The following is a 21,374-nucleotide window of genomic DNA, read 5'->3' as shown; positions in this document are numbered from 1 at the left end:
CCCAATGCCAGCACATGAACGCACCTGCCAAATTCAGCACCTCCCAGATCCGTAGTGACTTCCTCGCGTTCTTCGAGGGGAAGGGCCACACCATCGTGCCCTCTGCGCCGCTGGTGCCGGGCAACGACCCCACCTTGCTGTTTACCAACTCCGGCATGGTCCAGTTCAAGGACGTCTTTCTCGGCGCAGAGAAGCGCAGCTATGTGCGTGCCGCAAACGTGCAGCGCTGCCTGCGTGCCGGTGGCAAGCACAACGATCTGGATTCGGTGGGCTACACCGCGCGTCACCACACCTTCTTCGAAATGCTCGGCAACTGGTCGTTCGGCGACTACTTCAAGAAAGATGCCATCAGCTGGGCATGGGAACTGCTGACCCAGGTCTGGAAGCTGCCGGCCGACCGTCTGCTGGTCACCGTCTACCACACCGACGAAGAAGCCTTCGCGTTGTGGCGCGACATGATCGGTATCCCGGAAAGCCGCATTGTGCGCATTGGCGACAACAAGGGCGCACCCTACGCGTCGGACAATTTCTGGCAGATGGCCGACACCGGCCCATGTGGCCCGTGTACCGAAATTTTCTTCGACCATGGCGATCACATTGCCGGCGGTCCGCCGGGTTCACCGGACGAAGATGGCGACCGCTTCATCGAGATCTGGAACCTGGTTTTCATGCAGTTCGATCGCCAGCCCGACGGCACCATGGTGCCGCTGCCGGCCCCGTGCGTGGACACCGGCATGGGCCTGGAGCGTCTGGCTGCGATCCTGCAGCACGTCCACACCAACTACGAAATCGATCTGTTCCAGGCCTTGATCGGCAAAGCCAGCGCGCTGACCGGCATCACCGATCTGGAGAACAAGTCGCTGCGGGTGATCGCCGATCATATTCGCGCCTGTTCGTTCCTCATCGTCGATGGCGTACTGCCCTCCAATGAAGGGCGCGGCTACGTGCTGCGCCGGATCATCCGGCGTGCGCTGCGCCACGGCTGGATGCTGGGCGTGCGCCAGCCGTTCTTCAGCAAGATGGTGCCCACGCTGGTTGAGTTGATGGGCGAGGCCTATTCCGAGCTGGTGGTGGCACAGGACACTGTGGTGCGCGCTCTGTTGGCCGAAGAAGAACGCTTTGCCGAGACGCTGGATGCCGGCATGAAAATCTTTGACGAGGTCGCAGCGCGTTCGCAGGAGGTTATACCCGGCGTCGATGCGTTCCGGCTGTACGACACCTACGGCTTTCCGGTCGACTTGACCGCCGACATCGCGCGCGAGCGTGGCATGCGCGTGGACATGGAGGGTTTCGAGTTCGCCATGGAACGTCAGCGCGAGACCGCGCGTGCGGCTGGCAAGTTCGGCGGCGGCGTGGCATTGCCGGCGGATCTGGTCGCCAGCATGTCGCCCACCGTCTTTCTGGGGTACGAAGCGTACGATGCCGATGCGCTCAAGGTGGTGGCACTGCTCAAGCAGGGCCGCCCCGTCGAACGCGCGGAAGCGGGCGACGAGGTGATCGTATTCACCGACCGCACACCGTTCTACGCCGAGTCCGGCGGTCAGGTCGGCGACAGCGGCCAGTTGAGCGGCCCCGGCGTGTCGATCGACGTTGCCGACACGCAGAAGTTCGCCGGTCAATTCCACGGCCATGTGGGGCGCATCACCGAAGGTGCACTTGCGCTAGGCGATGTGCTGGCCGGTGGCATCGATGTGCAACGTCGCGGCAAGACCATCCTCAACCATTCGGCGACCCATCTGCTGCACGCGGCTCTGCGTGAAGTGCTGGGAACGCATGTGCAACAGAAGGGCTCGCTGGTCGCGCCGGATCGTCTGCGCTTTGACTTCTCGCACTTCCAGCCGATCACTGCTGACGAGCTCGCTGTGATCGAGCGCAAGGTCAACGCCGAAGTCCGCACCAACCATGGTGTGGAAGTGCACAACATGGCCATGCAGGAGGCGCTCGATTTCGGCGCGATGGCGCTGTTTGGCGAGAAATACGGCGAAAACGTGCGCGTGCTCAAGATGGGCGGCTATTCCATCGAGTTGTGTGGTGGTACCCACGTCACCCGCACCGGCGACATCGGCTTATTCAAGATCACCTCTGAAGGTGGGGTATCGTCGGGTGTGCGCCGTATCGAAGCGGTGACCGGGCAGGGCGCGTTGGACTATGTGGCCGAAGAAGAGCGTCGCTTGTTCGAAGCGGCCAGCCTGCTCGGCGGCAATACCACCGAGGTGGTGGACAAGGTGCGTGCACTGACCGAGCGGCAGAAGCGGCTGGAGCGTGAGCTGGAATCGCTCAAGGCCAAGCTTGCGTCGGGTGCAACGGCTGACCTGGGCGCTGGTGCGATCGATGTGGTCGGGGTCAAGGTCGTTGCAGTGCGTCTGGAGGGCTTCGATGCCAAGGCGCTGCGCGATGCGATGGATCGCCTGAAGCAACAACTCGGCGACTCGGTGATCGTGCTTGCTGGCGCTTCAGGCGGCAAGGTTGCGCTTGTCGCAGGTGTGAATGGCAGCCCAACTGGCAAGGTGAAGGCTGGGGAACTCCTCGGCCATATCGCCAGTCAGATCGGAGGCAAGGGCGGTGGCCGTCCGGATCTCGCCCAGGGTGGTGGCGAGGACGGGCCCGCCCTTGCGACCGCTATCGCCGGTGTGCCCTCCTGGGTCAAGCAACACTTGGGCTGAACACTTGTCCCGCTATGCCTTGCTGGCTAGCAGGATGTCCCGCTACCATTTCTGGTCTATTCCCTTTACCTAGGGCGCGTCTCACTCAGGAGGCCGTCGATACTGGTGGGAAACCCACCGGTTCCAGGAGATTTGCAAAATGTTGATCCTCACTCGCCGGGTAGGCGAAACCTTGATGATCGGCGACTCGGTCACCGTGACCGTGCTCGGCGTCAAGGGCAATCAGGTGCGCATCGGTATTACCGCACCCAAGGATGTGGCTGTGCATCGCGAAGAAATCTATCAGCGCATCCAGCGTGGGGATGAGCCGGTCGCCTCCGGCGCACATCACGGTGACGATTCTTCGAATTGATCGTTGTAAAGGGTTTACGTTAGCCCCTCTTACCCGGTATTCTTCGCGGCCTGCCACGCACATCGCGGCAGGACGCAAAAAACTGGAGCGATGCCCGAGCGGCTGAAGGGGCTCCCCTGCTAAGGGAGTATAGGGTCAAAAGCTCTATCGAGGGTTCGAATCCCTCTCGCTCCGCCAGTGTTCTAAAACGCCCGCAAAGCATTGATTTGCGGGCGTTTCATTTGTGTTGCAGCGTTCCTCGATTCGACAATGTTGGCTGAGATCGGCGCCTGGACGCTGCAGCATGGAGCAGCGCTTGGGTTGCCGCGCCATGCGTTGACGCGCGCTAGCATGGGTTCGGTTCCGCAGATGCATCCGTGGACGCGCTCAGCTAGCGGTGTGTGTAGCTCATGGCAACACGCTGTCCCTGCATTGTCGTCGGTGTCGACGTTGCCTGATGGGGGCTAGGCTTTCCGAGCTTGGCTGCATCGCGGGTTTCCAACGATGTTTCGTCCATCGAACTAGCTCACCTCTCGAGCATGACCGCTGGCGCCGGGTGTAGCACGTGGCTTACTCGCTTGGTCGGAACAATCGACGGCTATTCGTTTGACGTATGCCTGCATCGCGCTTGCGAGCTGCGTTGTTTGCGTTGCGTAGAGGCATCGCACTGATTGCTTTTTGCCAGTCCGCTAGGTGTCGGTACACGCATGCAACGTGCCGCTACATCCTGGATGGTGTTGGCACGCGCCTGTAAGCATGCGCGTAGCGCATGGGTGATGCTTCCGTACTCGCGCGTGCTTAAACGGCCGCACGACACATCGAGCCAGACGCATCGACGTGAGAGATTTCGCCATCGCATTGATGGGGTTTTGAAGTTTTTCCTGCCATTACGCATGCAGACTGGGAGTGCATGGCAGTGCTGCTTCTGCAAGAGTGCAGCGTTTGGATCTGTCGCTGTTCCAACGACGCCGGATCAAGAATTCACTTCTGCCGAACATCAAGAGCCAGGAACCAAGAGCCGAAGAAAGGTTCAAGGATTACTCCACCAAGCCCAGGCATCGTAGAAAGATCGAAGCCAATCCATCTGGCTAGAACGGCAGAGAGCGCGCGCGGACGAATCTGCCGGCGCCAACAACCGCCGACGCAAGACCGAAGACGAGTGCACCCACGCCAACGATCGCAGACGACAGACCAAAGGCCGACCCACCAAGGGCAGGGCAGCGAATGAGGAGCAATTGGGAAAGCCTATCGAACTGCGTCGGTCGAGGGGGCCGGTGGCGCTGCTACCAGCGCCCTAAACGCTATCGGTTGCCTGCCCGGGATGCCGCGAAACGGGCTCGGAAGGGACATCGTTAGCGCTTCGCTCCAGGGTGCGTCGCCGCTCCATGACGCCATCTGAACCACCTTGGAGACGCCGCATGCAGTGGGGTTAAGTAACCGGCGCATGGGTCGCTAAAGGTCTGAACCAAAGATCGGATTTCGACGTGATGCGCCTATCACATCTGCTTGGACGCCTGTTCTCTTCCTGGAGCCGTGGGCTGCAACACAGGGCCACGGCGGTGGATCGGGTGATGGCGGTGATCGAGTTCGATCTGGACGGCCGCATTCTGGATGCGAACCCGAATTTCCTGGCCCTGATGGGGTATCGACTGGACGAGGTGGTCGGGCAGCATCACCGCATGTTCGTGACACCGTCCGATCGCGACAGCGAAAGTTATCGGCAGTTCTGGGAGGCGCTGCGTCGCGGCGACTTCAATGCCGGGCGTTTCTGCCGCCTGGACAAGCATGGGCGCGAGGTGTGGATCAACGCCTCGTACAACCCGTTGCTGGATCGATCCGGCAAGGCGTATCGCGTGGTGAAGTACGCCACCGATATCACGGCACAGGTACGCCAGACCGCCGATTTTGAGGGGCGCATCGACGCCATCGACAAGGTGATGGCGGTCATCGAGTTTTCGCTGGACGGTACGGTGCTCGCGGCCAACCAGAATTTCTTGCAAGTGATGGGCTACCGGCTGGAGGAGATTCGCGGCAAGCACCACGGCATGTTCGTGGATGCGAGTACACGTCAGTCGGCTGCATATCGCGCGTTCTGGGAGTCGCTCGGGCGCGGCGTCTTCGATGCGGGACGCTACCAGCGCATCGGCAAGGACGGCAGGCAGGTGTGGATCCAGGCGTCCTACAATCCCGTGCTCGACGAGCTCGGGCGCCCGTACAAGGTGGTCAAGTACGCCACCGATGTGACCCGTCAGGTGATCGACTCGGCCGATGCGGACGGACGCATCCGGGCGATCGACAAGGTGATGGGCGTGATCGAGTTCGACCTGAAAGGGAACGTGCTCGGCGCCAACGAGAATTTCCTGAACATCCTGGGCTATCCGGCTGCGGAGGCAATCGGTCAGCACCACAGCGTGTTCGTGGATGCTGCCTATCGGGCGTCCGAGGAATACCGACAGTTCTGGGCGAAGCTGGCAAGCGGCCAATTCGATGCAGGGCGCTATCGCCGGCTAAGCAAGGATGGTAGTGCGGTCTGGATCCAGGCCTCCTACAACCCGATCCTGGATGTCTCCGGGCAGCCGTATAAAGTGGTCAAGTACGCAACCGACGTGACCGATCAGGTGCGCTCGGCCGAGCGCATGCGTGATTTGATGCTGCAGACCATGAGCATTGCGCAAAACGTGCAGCGCGAGGCGCACCATATTTCGGCGAGCAACCAGGAGTTGGTCATCCGCGTGTCCACGCAGTCCGCCGCGGTGGAGCAGACCTCGGGCACGATCGATCAACTGGCCGCGACCGTGCGCGCCAATTCCGAAAATGCAGGTTCCGCGCGGCGCATGGCCGAGGACTCGGCCGCAGTGGCACGGCGCGGCGCCGATGTCATTGCCGATGTGGTCAAGACCACTGCCGGCATCCGCTCGGCGACCGACCGCATCGGTCAGATCATCGAGGTGATCGACGGCATCGCGTTCCAGACCAATATCCTGGCCTTGAACGCAGCGGTAGAAGCGGCCCGTGCCGGCGAGCAGGGGCGTGGCTTCGCCGTCGTGGCGACCGAAGTGCGCAGTCTTGCGCAACGTTGCAGCGTCTCGGCCAAGGAGATTCGATCTTTGATCGACAACGCGACCGATCAGGTAGGCGATGGTTCGCGCCTGGCCGAGCAAGCCGGTGTGGTGATGCGGGACGTGGTGACCTCGGTCCTGCGCGTGACTGCGACCGTGGAGCAGATCGCCGCTGCCAGCCGCGACCAGGCTCAGGATATTTCCATCGCGAACGTCGCGTTGCAGTCGATCGGTGTGCAGGCACGCGACCAAGCACAGATGGTCGACGACCTGGCGCGCTCGGCGCGCGTGCTGGAAGGCGATGCCGATGCGCTATTCGCTTTGGTCAATGGCGATGCCAATGGCGAGGATCGTGCTGGAGTGCAGGTCGATGCGCAGGTTGCGCAGAATGCGACATCGAAGGTGGCGTGACTACGTGGCGCTGCGCGCTCGAAGGAGCACGTTGCCCTGATAGTGCGGGCGACACGCTGGCGACGATCGCACTGGACTCGATGGCTTTCTCTCTGGCGCATTTGCTTCGATCAGACCGCGGCGACAACACCCGTCGGAACGCTAGTCGCTAGCCGCTAGCTGCAACTCAGAACTCACCCGCCATAAGTGGTAAGCCATCAGCGACAAGCCATCACTGGTTCCAGTCCCCCCTTAAAAAGTCCGCACAACACAAAGCCCGCGTGAGCGGGCTTTGTCTGGCTCGGCGCTAGTTACTGCCGAGCGCACCAGTAGTGCGCAGGACGCCATCCATCGCGTCTTTGGCGCTTACTTCGGCAGGTCGAATATCAGGACTTCGGCATCGCACGCATCGGCCAACACGATCTGCGGCTCGCCGATGACCTGCACCGCGTCGCCAGCCGACAGCACCTGCCCATTGACGCTCAGGCTGCCGCGGGCGACCTGCACGTAGCCGATGCGGCCTTCGGCCAGCGGCTGCTGCAGGCGCACCTCGCCGTCCAGAATGGTGGCATACAGGCGCGCGTCCTGATGCAGGCGCAGCGAGCCGTTCTCCCCACCCGGCGAGGCGATCAGGCGCAACTGGTTGCGCTTGCTGTCGACATCGAAGTGCTTTTCTTCGTAGCTCGGCTCGATGCCGGCACGTTCGGGCATCACCCAGATCTGCAGGAAGTGCACCGGCTCGCTGGCTGAATGATTGAACTCGCTATGGGTGACGCCGCTGCCGGCGCTCATGCGCTGCACATCGCCGTAGTGCAGGACCGAGCCGGTGCCCATGCTGTCCTTGTGTTCCAGCGCACCGCCCAGGACGTAGGAAATGATCTCCATGTCGCGGTGCGCATGGGTGCCGAAGCCTTCGCCCGGGGTCACCTTGTCCTCGTTGATTACCCGCAGCGGGCCGATGCCCATGTGGCGGGGGTCGTGGTAGCTGGCGAAGGAGAAGGTATGGCGCGAGGACAGCCAGCCATGTTCGGCGTGGCCACGGGTTTCGCTCTTGCGGACATTCAACATGCGGCTTCTCCTTGAAAGATTCGAATTGGTGCTGGAGGTTGAATCGGTGCCCAGCGGCTTGATGCGTAGTCTCAACCTCTGCCGGTCAGAGAAAAAGCGAGTAGATTTGGCCGCTACCATCGAAAAAATCGAACAATGAAAATCAGCCTGGAAGCGCTGCAGATCCTGGATGCGATCGACCGTCGTGGCTCGTTTACCGCTGCTGCCAAGGTGTTGTTCAAGGTGCCATCGACCATTTCCTACACGGTGGCCAGGCTGGAGGAGGATCTGGGCGTGCAGTTGTTCGAGCGATTCGGGCCGAAGGCCACGCCCACCCAGGCTGGCCGCGGACTCCTGCGCGAAGGCCGTCACTTGCTGCGTGCGGCGCAGGAGCTGGAAGTCCGGGTGCGCCGGGTGGCTTCCGGCTGGGAATCGGACTTTGCGATCGGGCTGGATGCGGTGCTGCCTGCGGCCTTGCTGCAGCCACAGATCCTGGACTTCTACGCCGTCGCAGACAGCACGCGCTTGCGCGTGCTGAGCGAGTCGTTGTCGGGCAGTTGGGAAGCGCTGCTGGACAGGCGCGTGGACCTGATCGTGGCGGCGGGCGAGGGCCCCAGTGGCGGTGGATATGTGGCCGAGCCCATCGGCACCCTGCGCTTCGTATTCGCCGTGGCATCCGCCCATCCGCTGGCGAATGCCGGCGTGCTCGGCGCGGCCGAGCTGGCCGAGCACCGCGCAATTGCGGTGGCGGATTCTGCGCGGCGGCTGCTGCCGCGCACCGTCGGGCTGCTATCCGGCCGCGACGTGCTCACCGTGCCCGATATGCGCACCAAGCTGCTGCTGCAATTGGCTGGCGCCGGCTACGGCTTCCTGCCCGAGCCGTACGCACGCGGGGCGCTGCAGGACGGCAGGCTGCGCGAGGTGCAGGTGGAAACGCACAAGCCCGACGAAACCTTTTACCTGGCATGGCGGCCGGGCGAGGACGGCGAGGCTTTGAGCTGGTGGCGAGCTGCCTTGCGCAGCGATGGCCTGTTCGACCGCTGGTTGCACGCCTTGGCCGCAACGTATCGTTCCGTCGCCGGCGGGCAGTCGCCGCTGTGACGTAAGGCGGATAATGGCCGCTCGCCGTCGCGCAGGGTCGTCGCATGCAAGGCTTGATCGAACAGCACGGATTGGCGCTGGTGTTCGCCAACGTGCTGGCGTTGTCGCTCGGGCTGCCGGTGCCGGCGTTGCCGACGCCGGTGCTGGTCGGGGCCAGCTATGCCTTGCAGGGCGGTCGCGATGCCTGGTTGGCCGGACTTGCAGCGTTGGCGGTGTCTGTCGCGGCAAGTCTGTTGGGTGATCTGGTCTGGTACCTGGCGGGCCGTCGCTTCGGCAATCGCACCTTGCAGTCGTTGTGTCGGCTGTCGCTGTCGCGCGATACCTGCATGAAGCAGACCGAGCGCTTCTTTTCGCGCTGGGGCGTGCGGGTGCTGGCAGTGGCCAAATTCGTGCCGGGCTTGTCGATGGTGTCGGTTCCGATGGCTGGCGCGATGCGGGTAGGTCCTGCGGCGTTTCTGCGCTACGACGCCTTCGGTGCATCGTTGTGGGCATTGGCCGGCCTGGGTGCGGGCGCTGTGTTCGCGCATCAGGTGCAGGATGTGCTCGCCTTGCTGTCCGAACTCTGCTCGGGCGCGATTGTGGTGCTGGCCGCGTTGCTGGCCGGCTATGTCGGTTGGCGCTGGTGGCGGCGGCACAGCCTGTTGCGATCGCTGGAGCATGCGCGCATTGCGGTAGACGAACTGGTGCCGTTGCTGGATGGCGAAGAGAGCCTGCGGCCGACCGTGCTGGATATCCGTGCGCCGGACTATCGCGATCTGCAGCCCTACACGATTCCTGGCGCCGTGTTCGCCGACGAGCGCCAGCTGGCGCAGATCCTTGCCAGCGTGCCGCGCGATCGCAGCGTGGTGATCTACTGCGCGTGTCCGGACGAGGTGTCTGCCGCGTGGTTGGCCGCGCGGATGCGCGAGCGCGGATATCGCGATGTGCGGCCGTTGCTGGGCGGTCTGGATGCATGGCGCGATGCCGGGCATCCGGTGACATCGCTGGTGCCGGCGGTGGTGGCCGACGCCAGCGCCGTTGCTGCCACGGCCTGATGGCACGAACGAGGTCCCGGTGGTTGCGTAGGCGAGGGTAGGGTGTCGCCAAGTTCGTGGCAGTGTTCGATGCAGCGGCACACTCCGATCCGGCGCCATGCGCGCCGTCGTCTGCATCGGAAAAAACGACAGGCAAAAAAATGACCAACAAGCTGGTCGTTTTCTTCAAGATTGGTGCGCCCGGAGAGATTCGAACTCCCGACCGCCTGGTTCGTAGCCAGGTACTCTATCCAACTGAGCTACGGGCGCATATCTTGTTTGCCTTGCAGATCTGACGCAGTGCGATCGGATCTTTTTAACTGAAAAAACAGCGGTTGAGTGCTGTCTTTTTGTCGTTCTGAGGATGGTGCGCCCGGAGAGATTCGAACTCCCGACCGCCTGGTTCGTAGCCAGGTACTCTATCCAACTGAGCTACGGGCGCCTCGTCAGGAGCGGAATTATGCGGATGAGCGACGGGTCCGTCAATCCCTTTATGAAGTTCGATTGCCGTGGATGTCCTCGTCAGGCGCCGCACTGCGTAGGGCAGCGACCACGGCCGCAGATGTTTTCATCCAGGCGAAATGATCGCTGCGCGTACCCAGTTGCCTGTCGTCCAACGCGAGGTGTTCCGCGCGTGCCTGCGGCATCTTGTCGAGCAAGGCATACAGCGCAGCGGCCGGACCTAATTTGTCGCGTGCAAGGGTCACCGCGCGGATCGGCACGCGCAGTCGGCCCAGTGCCTGTTCCAGATCCCAGGCCGCGCCTGCCGCGCGATAGCGACCACTGCGACCGACCTGCGCCCAATCGGCGATCAAGCTGCGTGCTTCGGTCCCGCCGAAGCCGAGCTTGCGCCCATGCAGCACGCCTTGCCTGCGTGCCAGCCACGGCAACAGCCGAAATGCCGCGGGCAGGCCGTAGCGCATCGGTGCGGGAAAATGACGCCAGTACGGCGAGCCGCTGGCCACCAGCCAGAGCTGGGCGAATTGCGCCGGATGCAGTGCGGCATGGCAACACGCGAGCTGACCGCCAAGGCTGTGTCCGCCGATGACGCGCGGCAACTGCGGGTCGTGCAGATCGAGCAAGGCGTGGCTGGCGGGGAGATCGTCGGCAAGCAGCGTGCGATAGCCCCAATCGTGCTCACGCGATGGACGCAGCGTACTGCTGCCATTGCCGCGCCGTTCGTGCAGATACACCGCCACGCCGGTGGACGCGAGCGCCTGGGCGAAAGGTTGGTAGTGCCGCGCTGCTACGCCGAGCGCGGGCAACCACAGCAGCGTGGCGGTTGGCTGTGGTGGCGCGCAACGAATCACCTGCCAGCGATGTCCATCTGCAGCGCTGGCGAGCAAAGTATCGGTCTGCACGCTCATGCGCCGGGCGCAGCGCCGAAGTGGTCGAGCACCAGCACATCGCTGTGGCCGGGGCATTGGCCGAGGCGGATGGCGCGTGCAACGTAATCGATCGCCGCTTCGCAGGCATTGAGCAACGACAGGCCCTGACACAACTGTGCGGCAATCGCCGCCGACAGACTGCAGCCGGTGCCATGCGCATCCACCTGCAGGCGCGGATGCATGAACACATCCTGGGTGACGCCGTCATCGAAGCGATCGAGCACGCGTGCGCCTTCGTGCAGGTGTCCGCCCTTGAGCAGCACTGCGTTGGCGCCCAGATCGAGCAGGGCCGCTGTGGCGTGTTCGGCGGTGTCGGCGCTGTCGATGCGGCGGCCGATCAGCAGCTCCGCTTCGGGCGTATTGGGCGTGATCAGCGTGGCCAGCGGCAGCAGGCGCGTGCGCAGCGCCTCCAGCGCAGCATCTTCGAGCAGGCGTGCGCCGCTGGTGGACACCATTACCGGGTCGAGCACCACAAACGGTGGGCGATGGCGTTCGAGCAAGTCGGCCACGCAATGAATGACCTCGGCATTGGCCAGCATGCCGAGCTTGACCGCCTGGATCTGGAAGTCGGCGAAGCAGGCATCCACCTGCGCCTGCAGAAAAGGCAGGGGTGGGATATGCACGGCGGTGACGGCGCGGGTGTGTTGTGCGGTCAGTGCGGTGATCGCCGACAACCCGTGCACGCGGTGTGCGGCGAAGGTCTTGAGGTCGGCCTGGATACCGGCGCCACCGCCCGAATCGGAGCCGGCGATGGTCAATGCAGACAGCGTGCTGGGCGTGGTCATATGCCGATTCTGCACTGCCGGATCGCGGCTGTGCAGAATCGTATGTCGACGCTGCTTTACGCCTGGAGGGCTTACAGTGGCATTACGGGGTGCCGTTCACCGCAATCTGCGAAAACGCGCCGGTCTGTGGATCGTACAACGCGCCCCAGAACATGCTGCCACCGTCGCAGACCTGGATCGCCTCGGTGGCTGGTTTCACCTTCGGCGTATTCGGCAGCTTGAAGGCGTTGATGTAGATCAACTGCTGGCCCTGGATCACCACACCCACGTATTGGCGGTCGAACTCGCGCGGCTCGGCAATGGTGGGCGTCAATGCATCCTGCCGCGCTTCGAGCTGTTCGACCTGCTGGTGGCTCGGCGCCCAATAGCCGCTGATCTGGCCGGGATGCTTCGCCGGGCTGTCGCGCGAGCAGGTCTGCAGCACCTGCTCGGCCACGCCCTGTCGGGTGATGATCCACGACTGCCCGTTCTTCAGATTGGTCGGCACGCTGGACGGACCTTGCGTGGTGGCGCAGCCAGCCAGCGCAACCACAGCGAGCGCCACCGCGCCACGAAGTGGGCGCATCACAATACCTCCGAGGCGAAGTCGGCCAGACGCGAGCGCTCGCCGCGACGCAGCGTGATGTGCGCGCTGTGCGGCCAGGCCTTGAAGCGATCCACCGCATAGGTCAGGCCGGACGTGGTCTCGGTGAGGTAGGGCGTGTCGATCTGTTCGACGTTGCCCAGGCACACGATCTTGGTGCCGGGGCCGGCGCGGGTAATCAGCGTCTTCATCTGCTTCGGGGTGAGGTTCTGCGCCTCGTCCAGGATCAGATAGCGCGACAGGAAGGTGCGACCGCGCATGAAGTTCATCGAGCGGATCTTGATACGGCTGGCGAGCAGGTCGTTGGTGGCCGCACGGCCCCACGAGCCGCCTTCCTGGTTGTGCGTGAGCACTTCCAGGTTGTCGGTGAGCGCGCCCATCCACGGGGTCATCTTTTCTTCTTCGGTGCCCGGCAAGAAGCCGATATCTTCGCCCACGCTGACGGTGGCGCGGGTCATGATGATTTCGCGGTAACGCTGCTGGTCCATGGTCTGGGCCAGGCCGGCGGCCAGTGCGAGCAAGGTCTTGCCGGTGCCGGCCGTGCCGAGCAGGGTGACGAAGTCGATCTCCGGGTCCATCAAGGCATTGAGCGCGAAATTCTGCTCGCGGTTGCGCGCAGCGATGCCCCACACCGCGTGCTGCGTATTGCGGAAGTCGTCGACTAGGCACAGCGTGGCCTTGCCGCCGCCGACCCGCGCCACCCGCAGTTCCACCTCGTCGTCGCCGGGCAGATACAGGTACTGATTCGGGTACCAATCTTCATCGTCGGCCAGCACGATTTCGTAATGGGTGCGGCCGCGCTCGTTCCAGCTGCGCAGATCCTCGTTGTGCTTGTGCCAGAAATCTTCCGGCAGCTCGATGGCACCGGTGAACAGCAGGCTGAAATCGTCCAGCGCGCGGTCGTTCTGGTAGTCCTCGGCGACCAGCCCGCTGATGTAGGCCTTGATGCGCAGGTTGATGTCCTTGGACACCAGGATGACCGGCACATCCGGATTTTCTTCGCGCAGCGCCAGCACCGAGGCCAGGATCTTGTTGTCCGGCAGCATCGCGCCGAAGGTACGGCCCGGGTCGATCGGGTGGATCTGGAAATACAGCCGGCCGATCGCGGCCTGGCCCTTGAGCTGGATGCCCTGCGGATGGCTCAGCAGGATGCCGGCCTGAATCTGCTCGGCGTTGGCGTTTTCGAGCAATTCGTCCAGGAAGCGGCTGACCTGGCGCGCGTTGCGGCTGACTTCGGAGGTCCCCTTCTTGGCGTTGTCGAGCTCCTCGATCACCTGCATCGGCAGGAACACATCGTGTTCCTCGAACTTGAACAGCGCGGTGGGATCGTGCATCAGCACGTTGGTGTCCAGCACGTAGATGCGCTTGCCTCGGGTCATTGGGTCTTCCAAGTGATGGAGCAGGGGCGAGCCATCACGCCTGCAAGCGCAGGGTGATGGAGGACGCGGGAAGCGAGGGGTGTCACTGTTTGGCGTGCGCCTTGACTGCGGCCAGCACGGCCTCGGCATGGCCGGCGACCTTGACCTTGCGCCAGGCCTGCACGACATGCCCCTCGGGCGAGAGCAAAAAGGTGCTGCGCTCGATGCCGAGCACCTGTTTGCCGTACATGTTCTTTTCCTTGATCACGTCGAAGGCGCGACACAGCGCTTCATCGCTGTCGCTGATCAATGGGAAGGTGAAGCCTTGCTTGGCGCAGAAATTGTCGTGCGATTTCACCGAATCGCGCGAAACACCCAGCACCATCGCGCCTGCCTTTTCGAACTGCGGCAGTAATGCGTTGAAATCCAGGCCTTCGGTGGTGCAGCCGGGCGTGCTGTCCTTCGGGTAGAAGTACAGCACCAACCACCTGCCGGCATAACCGCGCAGGGTGGTCTGGGTGCCGCCGGACAGCGCCAGCGGCAGGTCGAGGGTCGTAGCGGGCAGTTCCAGTACAGCGTCGGTCATCGTTGCTCAGCCTGAAGGGGAAAGGCGGTCGGCGGCCGATCAGGCCGGGCCGACGTCCATCCCATCATAAGCAGCCACATGGAAACGTTTGGCAAGTGCGTCGAACTGCGCATTGCGCTGATTCAGCGACTCGATGGTGTGGTGCTCTTTCCTGTCCACATGCAGGAAATACGATTCTTCATCGTCGCCATCGTCTTCGTCGCGTTCGCCGAGGAAGATGTCGATGACGCGGTAGCCGTCCTGGGTCAGTTGCTCGGCGAGCTTCTGCAGCGGTTCCTGGGCCGGGTCGGCGAAGAAATATTCCCAGCGCAGCGGGCCGTCGAGATTCCAGTCGGTCTCGGAGCGGATGTGGTCGAACATCTGTTTCAGCGCGGATTGGGCGATGGCCATCGGTGCGTCTGCCTTAGAACTTCATCGGGTCCATGATCGCGTCGAGATTGAGGTGATCACAGAATTCCAGGAAATCATCGCGCAACGCGGCGATGTGCATGTTGGCCGGCACCCCGATGGTCACCTGCGCAGAAAACATCTCCGCGCCGGTCTGCATGGCACGGTAGCGGGTGCTCTGCAGGTTTTCGATGGTGATGCCCTGGCGGTCGAAGAAATCGGCAAGCTGGAACAGGATGCCCTGCTTGTCGGCGGCGATCACTTCCACGATGTACGGCAGCAGGTTGGACTGGGTCTGCTTGGGGCCGGTGCGGTACCACACCAGCTTGAGGCCTTCCTCGCGTTCGAGCCGGGTCAGCATGGCTTCGAGCTTGGCGACCGAATCCCAGGAGCCGGTCGCCAGTGCGGTGACCGAAACATCGCGCCCCACCGTGGCCAGGCGGGCGTCCACGAGATTGCAGCCGCTGTCGGCGATGCGGCGGGTGACAGGCAATAGGGGGGACTCCGGATGCGTCGTGTAGGCGTTGATCAGGAGGTGATTTTCGGTCGGCGAAGGCCGGGGTGTAGAGTCAGTCAAAGGGGCTTCCGGCATTGCATCAGGCTGAATGGCCGCCCGGGCAGGCGCCCTGGCGGTGACCAGCATACTTGCCCGTGGTTTCGCGCCGCAAGTAACATGCAGTGGTCTCAACCCGCGCTCGCGCGGGCCTTTTCCTGTCACGTAAGAGCAGCAGAATCTTGTCCCTTTCCGGCATCATCACCGCGCTGGCGACTCCTTTCGCTCCGGATGGCGCACTCGACATGGATGCGTGGCGGAGGTTGCTGGAACAGCAACTACACGGCGGCGTGCAGGGAATCGTCGTCGCCGGTTCCACTGGCGAAGCCGCCGCGCTGAGCGACGACGAATACGACACCTTGTTGCGCACTGCGGTTGCGCAGGTGGACGGTCGCTTGCCGGTGCTGGCCGGCACTGGTTTGTCCGGTACCGCCAAGACCATTGCGCAGACGCGCCGCGCCGCCGCGCTGGGCGCGCAGTACGCGCTGGTGGTAACGCCCCCCTACGTGCGTCCGACCCAGGTCGGATTGAAAGCGCATTTTCTGGCAGTGGCCGATGACGGTGGCTTGCCGGTGGTGCTGTACAACGTGCCGGGCCGCACCGGCTGCGATCTGTTGCCGGAGACGGTGGCCGAGTTGGTGGGGCATCCGAATATCGTCGGCATCAAGGAAGCACGTGGCGAGCCCGAGCGCGTCGCCGCGCTGGTGGCGTTGCGCAGCGACTCCTTCGTGGTGTTCAGCGGCGATGACGGCAGTGCCGTGCAGTCGATACTGTCCGGCGCCGAAGGGCTGATTTCGGTGGCGTCCAACGCGTTGCCCTCGGCGTACCGGCGCTTGTGCGATCTTGCCCGCGCTGGTCAACGTGAAGCTGCCACCGCCTGGGACGCGCGCTTGAGCGAGTACCACAGCTTTTGCGGGATCGAATCCAATCCCATCCCGGTCAAGGCGCTGCTGCAGCGCGCCGGGATCGGCCACGGCCTGCGCTTGCCGCTGCTGCCACTTTCTGCGGCGCACCAGCCTGCCGCCGACCGCCTCGCCGCCGACGCTGTTGCGTTGGAAGCACTTTCCAGCCGCGAAATGCTCGCGGCCTGACCCAGGAGATTTATCGATGCGTCATTCCGTTTCCCCCGTCCGCGTGCTGTCGCTCGCGTTGCTGGCGACCGCCACCGTCGCCGCCACGAGCGGTTGCAGCTGGTTCCACAAGGGCGCGCGCGGCGACTATGCGCTCGCTCCGGAAGCCCGCCCGCTGGAAGTGCCGCCGGATCTGAACCTGCCCGACACCTCTGGTGCGATGAAGGTGCCGACGCTGGCATCGACCACGCAGCAGCAGACCAACGCGCCGCCGTCAGCGAGCGCCAACAGCGGATTCACCGTGCCGGGCGAGCGCGATGAGGTGTTTGCCAAGGTGGGCGCGGCGCTGGCCGAGATTCCCGGCCTGACCATCGCCAGCAAGGCGCAGATGCTCGGTTCCTACGACGTGAGCTACGAAGGTTCCAGCTTTCTGGTGCGCGTGGTCAAGGTCGAAGCCGGCAGCTACGTGTCGGCCGTGGATCCGCGCGGCATGCCGGCGACGGCAGCAGCGCCAGTGGCAGTGGTCACTGCGCTCAAGGGCAAGCTGGGCGGCTGAGGCCGGTTCGGTTTGCTGGATGGGATGGCAAAACGGGCGCTCTGGGCGCCCGTTTTGCGTTGGTGCGGTGCTGCCTGCGGTTGCTTTGCGGGACGCGCGCGGTGGTCCGGCTGCGTCGCCTCTGCTGATGCAGCTTAGCGCTGCAGCAACGGCAACTTGTTCGGCTTGCCATCCCATTCGGCGGCATCGGGCAGGGGCTCCTGGCGCACGGTCAGCACCGGCCAGGCCTTGGCCAGTTCGGCGTTGAGCGCGACGAAGGCCTCCTGGCCGGCGGGAACGTCATCTTCCGGGTAGATCGCATTGGCGGGGCATTCCGGCTCGCACAGGGTGCAATCGATGCACTCGTCCGGATCGATGACCAGGAAGTTCGGGCCGACGTGGAAGCAATCCACCGGACAGACCTCGACGCAGTCGGTGTATTTGCACTTGATGCAGTTTTCGGTGACAACAAAAGGCATGGCAGAATCCGGCGATTAGCCTGCCAATTCTAAAGCAGTCGCGTGATGGGTGTGGGGTTGTCGATGTTGGCTGTTGGCTTGTCAGGCCAATCCGCGCCGCCTGGCCAGTGCGAACAACCCCGCCGCAGCCAGATCTTCGGGATGCAGCTGGCTGTCGACGCCCAGGTGCTGCAGTGCCAACGCATAGCGCTGCGCCAGACCAGGGCTGCCGACCAGATGCACGGTGGCGTGGGTGCCGCGGTGCTCGCGCAGTTCGTGACCGATCAGCAGGCCCGAGAGATAGGACGGCAGCGCCGCGGAGGACAGGCGTTCGAACAGGCCGAGCGTGCGGGCGCCGAACACGTGGTGACTGAGTCCACCGGGCTCGGTGCTGCGGTCCACACCTTGCAGGAACGCCGCAGTGTCCAGCTCGGCGTGATCGTCATACATCAGCTTGCCGAGGATGCTGTGCTGACGCAGCACGGCGTACAACTCCCCGGTCATGACCGTGGCGAACCCGGTCAGGTGGCCGTTGGCGATCCGTGCCCACTTGCTGTGCGTGCCGGGCAGGCAGGCGACATGCGCGCCATCGCCGAGTGCGGCGATCAGCCCGACCAGCTGGGTTTCTTCGCCACGCATCACATCCGGCACGCCCGCCTGTTCGCCGGTGCTCACGCCGGGCACGAACCACAGCGTGCGGCCCGGTAGCAGGTGGTCGTGGTTGCGCATCGCCTGGGCGAGCGAATCGGTGTCTGCGGGGCAGGATAGATAGGGTTGTTCGACCCAGCCATTGCGGCTGCCGATCATGCCCGAAAGCAGTAGCGGGCCGTCCCAGCCGTCGACCAAGCCTGCCAGCACCTCGGCGAAGCGACCCTGGCAGGCCAGGATGCCGTCGCTGCCGCGTCGCTGGTCAAGCACCTTGCCGTTGGCATCGAGCAGATAGCCACGCAGGCTGCTGGTGCCCCAGTCGATGGCGATCACGCGCTGGCCACCAGGCTTTCTGGCAGGCCCGTGACCGGCAGATCGCACAGGTACAGACTGCCGGTTTCAGGGGTGCGGGCCAGCTCTTCGGCGCTGTGGTCCAGACGCGAGCTGATCACGTGCAGACGATCCAGCGCTGCGCCACCGAAGGCGCTGCAGGTGGGATGCTTGACCGGCAGGTGCACGATGCGCTCCACGCTGCCATCGGGGCGGTAGCGCACCACGCGCGAGGCGCGCCATTGCGCATTCCACAGATGGCCTTCGGCATCGATGATCGAGCCGTCCGGTTCGGCATCGTCCCGGTCCAGCGTGGTGAACACGCGTGTGTTGCTGGTCTGCGCAGTCTCCGCGTCGTAATCGCAGCACAGGATCTGCTGGCGCACCGAATCGCAGTAATACAGCGTGCGGCCGTCGAGGCTGAAGCAGATCGAGTTGGGGATCGACACCCGCGGCAGCGGCAATGCGCGCAAGCCGTGTTGCAGCGAGAACTGGTACATCGCCCCACGCGCGGCCTTGGTGTCGTGCTCGTCCATGGTGCCGAACACGAAGTTGCCGTCGCGATCGGCGCGGCCATCGTTGCTGCGCGTGAGCGGGTTGTCGGCTTCCACATCGGCCAGTTTTTCGAAGGGCAGTACGTCTTCTTCGACATTGTTCGGGGCGACAATGCCGATCGCCTTGGCCAACGCGATCAGGATGCGGCCATCGTCCATCAGGCCGATGCAGCCGGGGCGGTCGGGTAGCACCCAGTAGCGCGTATGCGCAGTGGCCGGATGGTGCCGCCACAGGCGTTTTTCACTGATGTCGACCCAGTACAGCGCCTGGCGCTGTGCGCACCACAGCACGCCTTCGCCATGCGTGCAGCGGCTGTCGACCGCCAGTACGGCGGTATGTTCGGGCGTGCTCACCATTCGGCGATACTGCCGTCGGTGTGGCGCCAGACCGGGTTGCGCCAGTCGGGCGGGTTTTCGTTTGCGCGCTTGAGCATGGCTTCGTCGATCTCCACACCGAGCCCGGGCTTGGGCAGGGCGGCAATGCTGCCCTCCACGCACTGAAAATCGTCTTTGTTGATGACGTAATCGAGCAGGTCCGCGCCTTCGTTGTAATGGATGCCGATGCTCTGTTCCTGCAGCACCGCGTTGTGCGAGACGAAGTCCACGTGCAGGCACGCAGCCAGCGCGATCGGGCCGAGCGGGCAGTGCGGTGCGAAGCCGACATCGTAGGCTTCGGCCATCGCGGCGATCTTGACGCATTCGGTGATGCCGCCGGCATGCGACAGGTCCGGTTGCACCATGCCGATACCGCCGGCGCACAGCACGTTCTTGAATTCGAAGCGCGAGAACATGCGCTCGCCGGCCGCCAGCGGAATCGAGGTGCTGGCAGCCAGGCGCGGGTAGTACTCGGCCTGTTCGGCCAGCACCGGTTCTTCGACGAACAGCGGTTTGAACGGTTCGAGTTCGCGCAGCAGCGCCTTGGCCATCGGTGCGCCGACGCGGCCATGGAAGTCGATGCCGAAGTCGATGGCGTTGCCGAAGGCTTCGCGGATTTCGGCGACCTTGACCACGGCTGCGTCGACCGCACGCGCGCTGTCGATCAGCTTCATTTCTTCGGTGCCGTTGAACTTGAAGGTGTCGAAACCCAATGCCCGGTAGTCGGTGATCTGCTGGATGATGGCGCCCGGGCGGTCGCCGCCGACCCAGCGGTAGGTCTTCATGCGGTCGCGCACCAGCCCGCCCAGCAGTTCGTACACCGGCACGCCCAGCGCCTTGCCCTTGATGTCCCACAGGGCCTGATCGATGCCGGCGATGGCGCTCATCAGGATGGCGCCGCCGCGGTAGAACCCGGCGCGGTACATGGTCTGCCACAGGTCGTTGATGCGCGCCGGATCCTTGCCGACGACATAGCCGGCCAGTTCGTGCACGGCGGCCTCCACCGAACGCGCGCGGCCTTCGATGACCGGCTCGCCCCAACCGGTGATGCCCTCGTCGGTTTCGACCTTGAGGAACAGCCAGCGCGGTGCGGCATGGTAGGTGGTGAGGCGGGTGATCTTCATCCTTGCAGTTCCTGGTAGGTCTGTACGAACGCGCGTGCATGCGTCTGGGTTGTTTCGAGCGATTGGCCGGGTTTGTACAGTTCGCCGCCGATGCCGGCGCCGGCGGCGCCCTGGGCGATGAAGCCTGCCAGGGTCTGCGGGCTGACGCCGCCGACCACATAGACCGGGATGTGAGTGGGCAGCACCGAGCGCAGTGCGCGCACATGCGCGGCGCCATAGGTCGCTGCCGGGAACAGCTTGAGAATGGTTGCGCCGGCGTCGATGGCATCGAATGCCTCACTGGCGGTGGCGAAACCGGCCACCACGGTCAGACCGCGCGACACCGCGTGGCGGATCAGCGACGGGCGCGTGTTGGGCGTGACGATGAAGCGCGCGCCGATCTCTACCAGGGTGTCGACGTCTTCATTGCGTAACACGGTGCCGGCGCCGATCCAGGCGCGGTCGCCGAAGGTCTGCTGGGCCAGGGCGATGCTCTCGGCCCAGCGCGGCGAGTTGAGCGGGATTTCGATCGCATCGAAGCCGGCGTCGATCAGCGCGCCGACATGGTCGAGCGTCTGTTCCGGCGTGATGCCGCGCAGGATGGCGACCAGGGGCATGACAAACGGGCTGGCGGTGGTATCTGACGTCATTCGGTTACTCGCGGTAGAGCGGAGAGCGGCGGTTGGCGACCGGGTGGGGGCAACATCGGTGGAACTGCACGACTGCGTGGCGCGGTAAGCGGGGCTGACGCGCAGATCCGGACAAGGACATGCGGCGACGAAGACTTGACCTGCGGCCTCGGCAAGCGCCACCCGGACTCGCGTGTGCCGTCTTACGACCCGCAACCGGCAGGCAAAATGCCGTCATCGTCGTCCACCTCCGCATATATGGCATGCGTGCTGCTGCCCGATGCCGTGCAGTTCACGTCTGTACTCACCGCGCCCGGGAGAGCGGGGCTCCTGCTGCGGCATTCGATAGCCTCGCCCGGGGAGATATGTGCTGCAAATGAAATTTTCGGCATATTCTATTCCTCCGTCGAATACACAGCCGCAACCGC

Annotated in this window: 20 protein-coding genes and 3 tRNA genes; 8 read left to right on the top strand and 15 right to left on the bottom strand. The window is 64.0% G+C overall.

The window, feature by feature from the left end; translation table 11 throughout:
- The first annotated feature begins 14 nt into the window (after positions 1–14).
- The 4 genes from alaS (at position 15) to XBLMG947_RS03745 (ending at position 6,464) form a co-directional block, all read left to right on the top strand.
- The gene (alaS, locus tag XBLMG947_RS03760; protein ID WP_065466450.1) at positions 15–2,663 is read left to right on the top strand and encodes an alanine--tRNA ligase; all 2,649 of its coding nucleotides are present in this window, start codon (positions 15–17) and stop codon (positions 2,661–2,663) included.
- A 139-nt stretch (positions 2,664–2,802) separates the two neighbouring features.
- Positions 2,803–3,015, top strand: a complete 213-nt coding sequence (gene csrA, locus XBLMG947_RS03755) for a carbon storage regulator CsrA (protein ID WP_003481884.1) — start codon at positions 2,803–2,805, stop codon at positions 3,013–3,015.
- 84 nt (positions 3,016–3,099) lie between these two features.
- Positions 3,100–3,192 (top strand) — tRNA-Ser (locus XBLMG947_RS03750).
- A gap of 1,316 nt (positions 3,193–4,508) precedes the next feature.
- Complete coding sequence (locus XBLMG947_RS03745) at positions 4,509–6,464, top strand: methyl-accepting chemotaxis protein (RefSeq protein ID WP_181093098.1); 1,956 nt, start codon at positions 4,509–4,511, stop codon at positions 6,462–6,464.
- 345 nt (positions 6,465–6,809) lie between these two features.
- Here the strand turns inward: XBLMG947_RS03745 and XBLMG947_RS03740 are convergent, their stop codons facing one another.
- The gene (locus tag XBLMG947_RS03740) at positions 6,810–7,511 is read right to left on the bottom strand and encodes a pirin family protein (RefSeq protein ID WP_065466448.1); all 702 of its coding nucleotides are present in this window, start codon (positions 7,509–7,511) and stop codon (positions 6,810–6,812) included.
- A gap of 135 nt (positions 7,512–7,646) precedes the next feature.
- Here XBLMG947_RS03740 and XBLMG947_RS03735 point away from each other — a divergent pair, with 135 nt between their 5' ends.
- Both XBLMG947_RS03735 and XBLMG947_RS03730 read left to right on the top strand, forming a co-directional pair.
- Entirely contained in the window at positions 7,647–8,591 is a 945-nt protein-coding gene (locus XBLMG947_RS03735; protein WP_065466447.1) for a LysR substrate-binding domain-containing protein, read from the top strand.
- Between the two features lie 44 nt (positions 8,592–8,635).
- Positions 8,636–9,625 (top strand): DedA family protein/thiosulfate sulfurtransferase GlpE, encoded by a 990-nt coding sequence (locus XBLMG947_RS03730; RefSeq protein WP_065466446.1) that lies wholly within the window; start codon positions 8,636–8,638, stop codon positions 9,623–9,625.
- 172 nt (positions 9,626–9,797) lie between these two features.
- On the opposite strand, the gene XBLMG947_RS03725 is transcribed toward XBLMG947_RS03730, so the two are convergent.
- From XBLMG947_RS03725 to XBLMG947_RS03685, 9 genes are all read right to left on the bottom strand, one after another.
- A tRNA-Arg gene (locus XBLMG947_RS03725) sits at positions 9,798–9,874 on the bottom strand.
- Between the two features lie 95 nt (positions 9,875–9,969).
- Positions 9,970–10,046: transfer RNA gene (locus XBLMG947_RS03720), tRNA-Arg, on the bottom strand.
- Between the two features lie 49 nt (positions 10,047–10,095).
- Positions 10,096–10,971, bottom strand: a complete 876-nt coding sequence (locus tag XBLMG947_RS03715) for an alpha/beta hydrolase family protein (RefSeq protein ID WP_065466445.1) — start codon at positions 10,969–10,971, stop codon at positions 10,096–10,098.
- Positions 10,968–11,777 (bottom strand): bifunctional hydroxymethylpyrimidine kinase/phosphomethylpyrimidine kinase, encoded by an 810-nt coding sequence (thiD, locus tag XBLMG947_RS03710; RefSeq protein ID WP_065466444.1) that lies wholly within the window; start codon positions 11,775–11,777, stop codon positions 10,968–10,970. The genes XBLMG947_RS03715 and thiD overlap by 4 nt, the downstream gene beginning before the upstream one ends.
- An 82-nt stretch (positions 11,778–11,859) precedes the next feature.
- Complete coding sequence (locus tag XBLMG947_RS03705; RefSeq protein WP_065466443.1) at positions 11,860–12,342, bottom strand: hypothetical protein; 483 nt, start codon at positions 12,340–12,342, stop codon at positions 11,860–11,862.
- A complete protein-coding gene (locus XBLMG947_RS03700; RefSeq protein ID WP_065466442.1) occupies positions 12,342–13,739 on the bottom strand; it encodes a PhoH family protein in 1,398 nt (465 codons plus the stop codon). Before XBLMG947_RS03700 ends, XBLMG947_RS03705 begins: the two co-directional genes overlap by 1 nt.
- Positions 13,740–13,821: 82 nt before the next feature.
- Positions 13,822–14,304, bottom strand: a complete 483-nt coding sequence (locus tag XBLMG947_RS03695) for a peroxiredoxin (protein ID WP_065466441.1) — start codon at positions 14,302–14,304, stop codon at positions 13,822–13,824.
- Positions 14,305–14,343: 39 nt separating this feature from the next.
- Complete coding sequence (locus tag XBLMG947_RS03690) at positions 14,344–14,694, bottom strand: ribonuclease E inhibitor RraB (protein WP_065466440.1); 351 nt, start codon at positions 14,692–14,694, stop codon at positions 14,344–14,346.
- Between the two features lie 13 nt (positions 14,695–14,707).
- On the bottom strand, positions 14,708–15,334 hold the full coding sequence (locus tag XBLMG947_RS03685) for a glycine cleavage system transcriptional repressor (RefSeq protein WP_083992831.1): 627 nt from the start codon (positions 15,332–15,334) through the stop codon (positions 14,708–14,710).
- Positions 15,335–15,426: 92 nt separating this feature from the next.
- Between XBLMG947_RS03685 and dapA the strand changes: the two genes are divergently transcribed.
- Positions 15,427–16,335, top strand: a complete 909-nt coding sequence (dapA, locus tag XBLMG947_RS03680) for a 4-hydroxy-tetrahydrodipicolinate synthase (RefSeq protein WP_065466439.1) — start codon at positions 15,427–15,429, stop codon at positions 16,333–16,335.
- Positions 16,336–16,351: 16 nt separating this feature from the next.
- Positions 16,352–16,870, top strand: a complete 519-nt coding sequence (locus tag XBLMG947_RS03675) for a hypothetical protein (protein ID WP_065466438.1) — start codon at positions 16,352–16,354, stop codon at positions 16,868–16,870.
- Between the two features lie 134 nt (positions 16,871–17,004).
- Here XBLMG947_RS03675 and fdxA read toward each other — a convergent pair whose 3' ends face one another.
- The 5 genes from fdxA to XBLMG947_RS03650 form a co-directional block, all read right to left on the bottom strand.
- Positions 17,005–17,328: a ferredoxin FdxA gene (fdxA, locus tag XBLMG947_RS03670; protein ID WP_039404267.1), complete on the bottom strand. Its 324-nt coding sequence runs from the start codon at positions 17,326–17,328 to the stop codon at positions 17,005–17,007.
- Positions 17,329–17,409: 81 nt separating this feature from the next.
- On the bottom strand, positions 17,410–18,288 hold the full coding sequence (locus tag XBLMG947_RS03665; RefSeq protein ID WP_065466437.1) for a 2-dehydro-3-deoxygalactonokinase: 879 nt from the start codon (positions 18,286–18,288) through the stop codon (positions 17,410–17,412).
- Complete coding sequence (locus tag XBLMG947_RS03660) at positions 18,285–19,196, bottom strand: SMP-30/gluconolactonase/LRE family protein (protein WP_065466436.1); 912 nt, start codon at positions 19,194–19,196, stop codon at positions 18,285–18,287. The genes XBLMG947_RS03665 and XBLMG947_RS03660 overlap by 4 nt, the downstream gene beginning before the upstream one ends.
- Entirely contained in the window at positions 19,190–20,338 is a 1,149-nt protein-coding gene (dgoD, locus tag XBLMG947_RS03655) for a galactonate dehydratase (protein WP_065466435.1), read from the bottom strand. The genes XBLMG947_RS03660 and dgoD overlap by 7 nt, the downstream gene beginning before the upstream one ends.
- Positions 20,335–20,967 (bottom strand): 2-dehydro-3-deoxy-6-phosphogalactonate aldolase, encoded by a 633-nt coding sequence (locus XBLMG947_RS03650; protein ID WP_065466434.1) that lies wholly within the window; start codon positions 20,965–20,967, stop codon positions 20,335–20,337. Before XBLMG947_RS03650 ends, dgoD begins: the two co-directional genes overlap by 4 nt.
- Between the last annotated feature and the right edge of the window lie 407 nt (positions 20,968–21,374).

The organism is Xanthomonas bromi, from assembly GCF_900092025.1.
GTDB lineage: Bacteria > Pseudomonadota > Gammaproteobacteria > Xanthomonadales > Xanthomonadaceae > Xanthomonas > Xanthomonas bromi.
This window is presented reverse-complemented; position numbering and strand designations above follow the sequence as displayed.

Excerpts from the sequence above, each read along its gene's own strand:
- alaS (WP_065466450.1), top strand. The coding sequence starts at position 15 with ATGAACGCACCTGCCAAATTCAGCACCTCCCAGATCCGTAGTGACTTC.
- csrA (WP_003481884.1), top strand. The coding sequence starts at position 2,803 with ATGTTGATCCTCACTCGCCGGGTAGGCGAAACCTTGATGATCGGCGAC.
- XBLMG947_RS03740 (WP_065466448.1), bottom strand. The coding sequence starts at position 7,511 with ATGTTGAATGTCCGCAAGAGCGAAACCCGTGGCCACGCCGAACATGGC.
- XBLMG947_RS03735 (WP_065466447.1), top strand. The coding sequence starts at position 7,647 with ATGAAAATCAGCCTGGAAGCGCTGCAGATCCTGGATGCGATCGACCGT.
- XBLMG947_RS03730 (WP_065466446.1), top strand. The coding sequence starts at position 8,636 with ATGCAAGGCTTGATCGAACAGCACGGATTGGCGCTGGTGTTCGCCAAC.
- XBLMG947_RS03715 (WP_065466445.1), bottom strand. The coding sequence starts at position 10,971 with ATGAGCGTGCAGACCGATACTTTGCTCGCCAGCGCTGCAGATGGACAT.
- thiD (WP_065466444.1), bottom strand. The coding sequence starts at position 11,777 with ATGACCACGCCCAGCACGCTGTCTGCATTGACCATCGCCGGCTCCGAT.
- XBLMG947_RS03705 (WP_065466443.1), bottom strand. The coding sequence starts at position 12,342 with ATGCGCCCACTTCGTGGCGCGGTGGCGCTCGCTGTGGTTGCGCTGGCT.
- XBLMG947_RS03700 (WP_065466442.1), bottom strand. The coding sequence starts at position 13,739 with ATGACCCGAGGCAAGCGCATCTACGTGCTGGACACCAACGTGCTGATG.
- XBLMG947_RS03695 (WP_065466441.1), bottom strand. The coding sequence starts at position 14,304 with ATGACCGACGCTGTACTGGAACTGCCCGCTACGACCCTCGACCTGCCG.
- XBLMG947_RS03690 (WP_065466440.1), bottom strand. The coding sequence starts at position 14,694 with ATGGCCATCGCCCAATCCGCGCTGAAACAGATGTTCGACCACATCCGC.
- XBLMG947_RS03685 (WP_083992831.1), bottom strand. The coding sequence starts at position 15,334 with ATGCTGGTCACCGCCAGGGCGCCTGCCCGGGCGGCCATTCAGCCTGAT.
- XBLMG947_RS03675 (WP_065466438.1), top strand. The coding sequence starts at position 16,352 with ATGCGTCATTCCGTTTCCCCCGTCCGCGTGCTGTCGCTCGCGTTGCTG.
- fdxA (WP_039404267.1), bottom strand. The coding sequence starts at position 17,328 with ATGCCTTTTGTTGTCACCGAAAACTGCATCAAGTGCAAATACACCGAC.
- XBLMG947_RS03660 (WP_065466436.1), bottom strand. The coding sequence starts at position 19,196 with ATGGTGAGCACGCCCGAACATACCGCCGTACTGGCGGTCGACAGCCGC.
- dgoD (WP_065466435.1), bottom strand. The coding sequence starts at position 20,338 with ATGAAGATCACCCGCCTCACCACCTACCATGCCGCACCGCGCTGGCTG.
- XBLMG947_RS03650 (WP_065466434.1), bottom strand. The coding sequence starts at position 20,967 with ATGACGTCAGATACCACCGCCAGCCCGTTTGTCATGCCCCTGGTCGCC.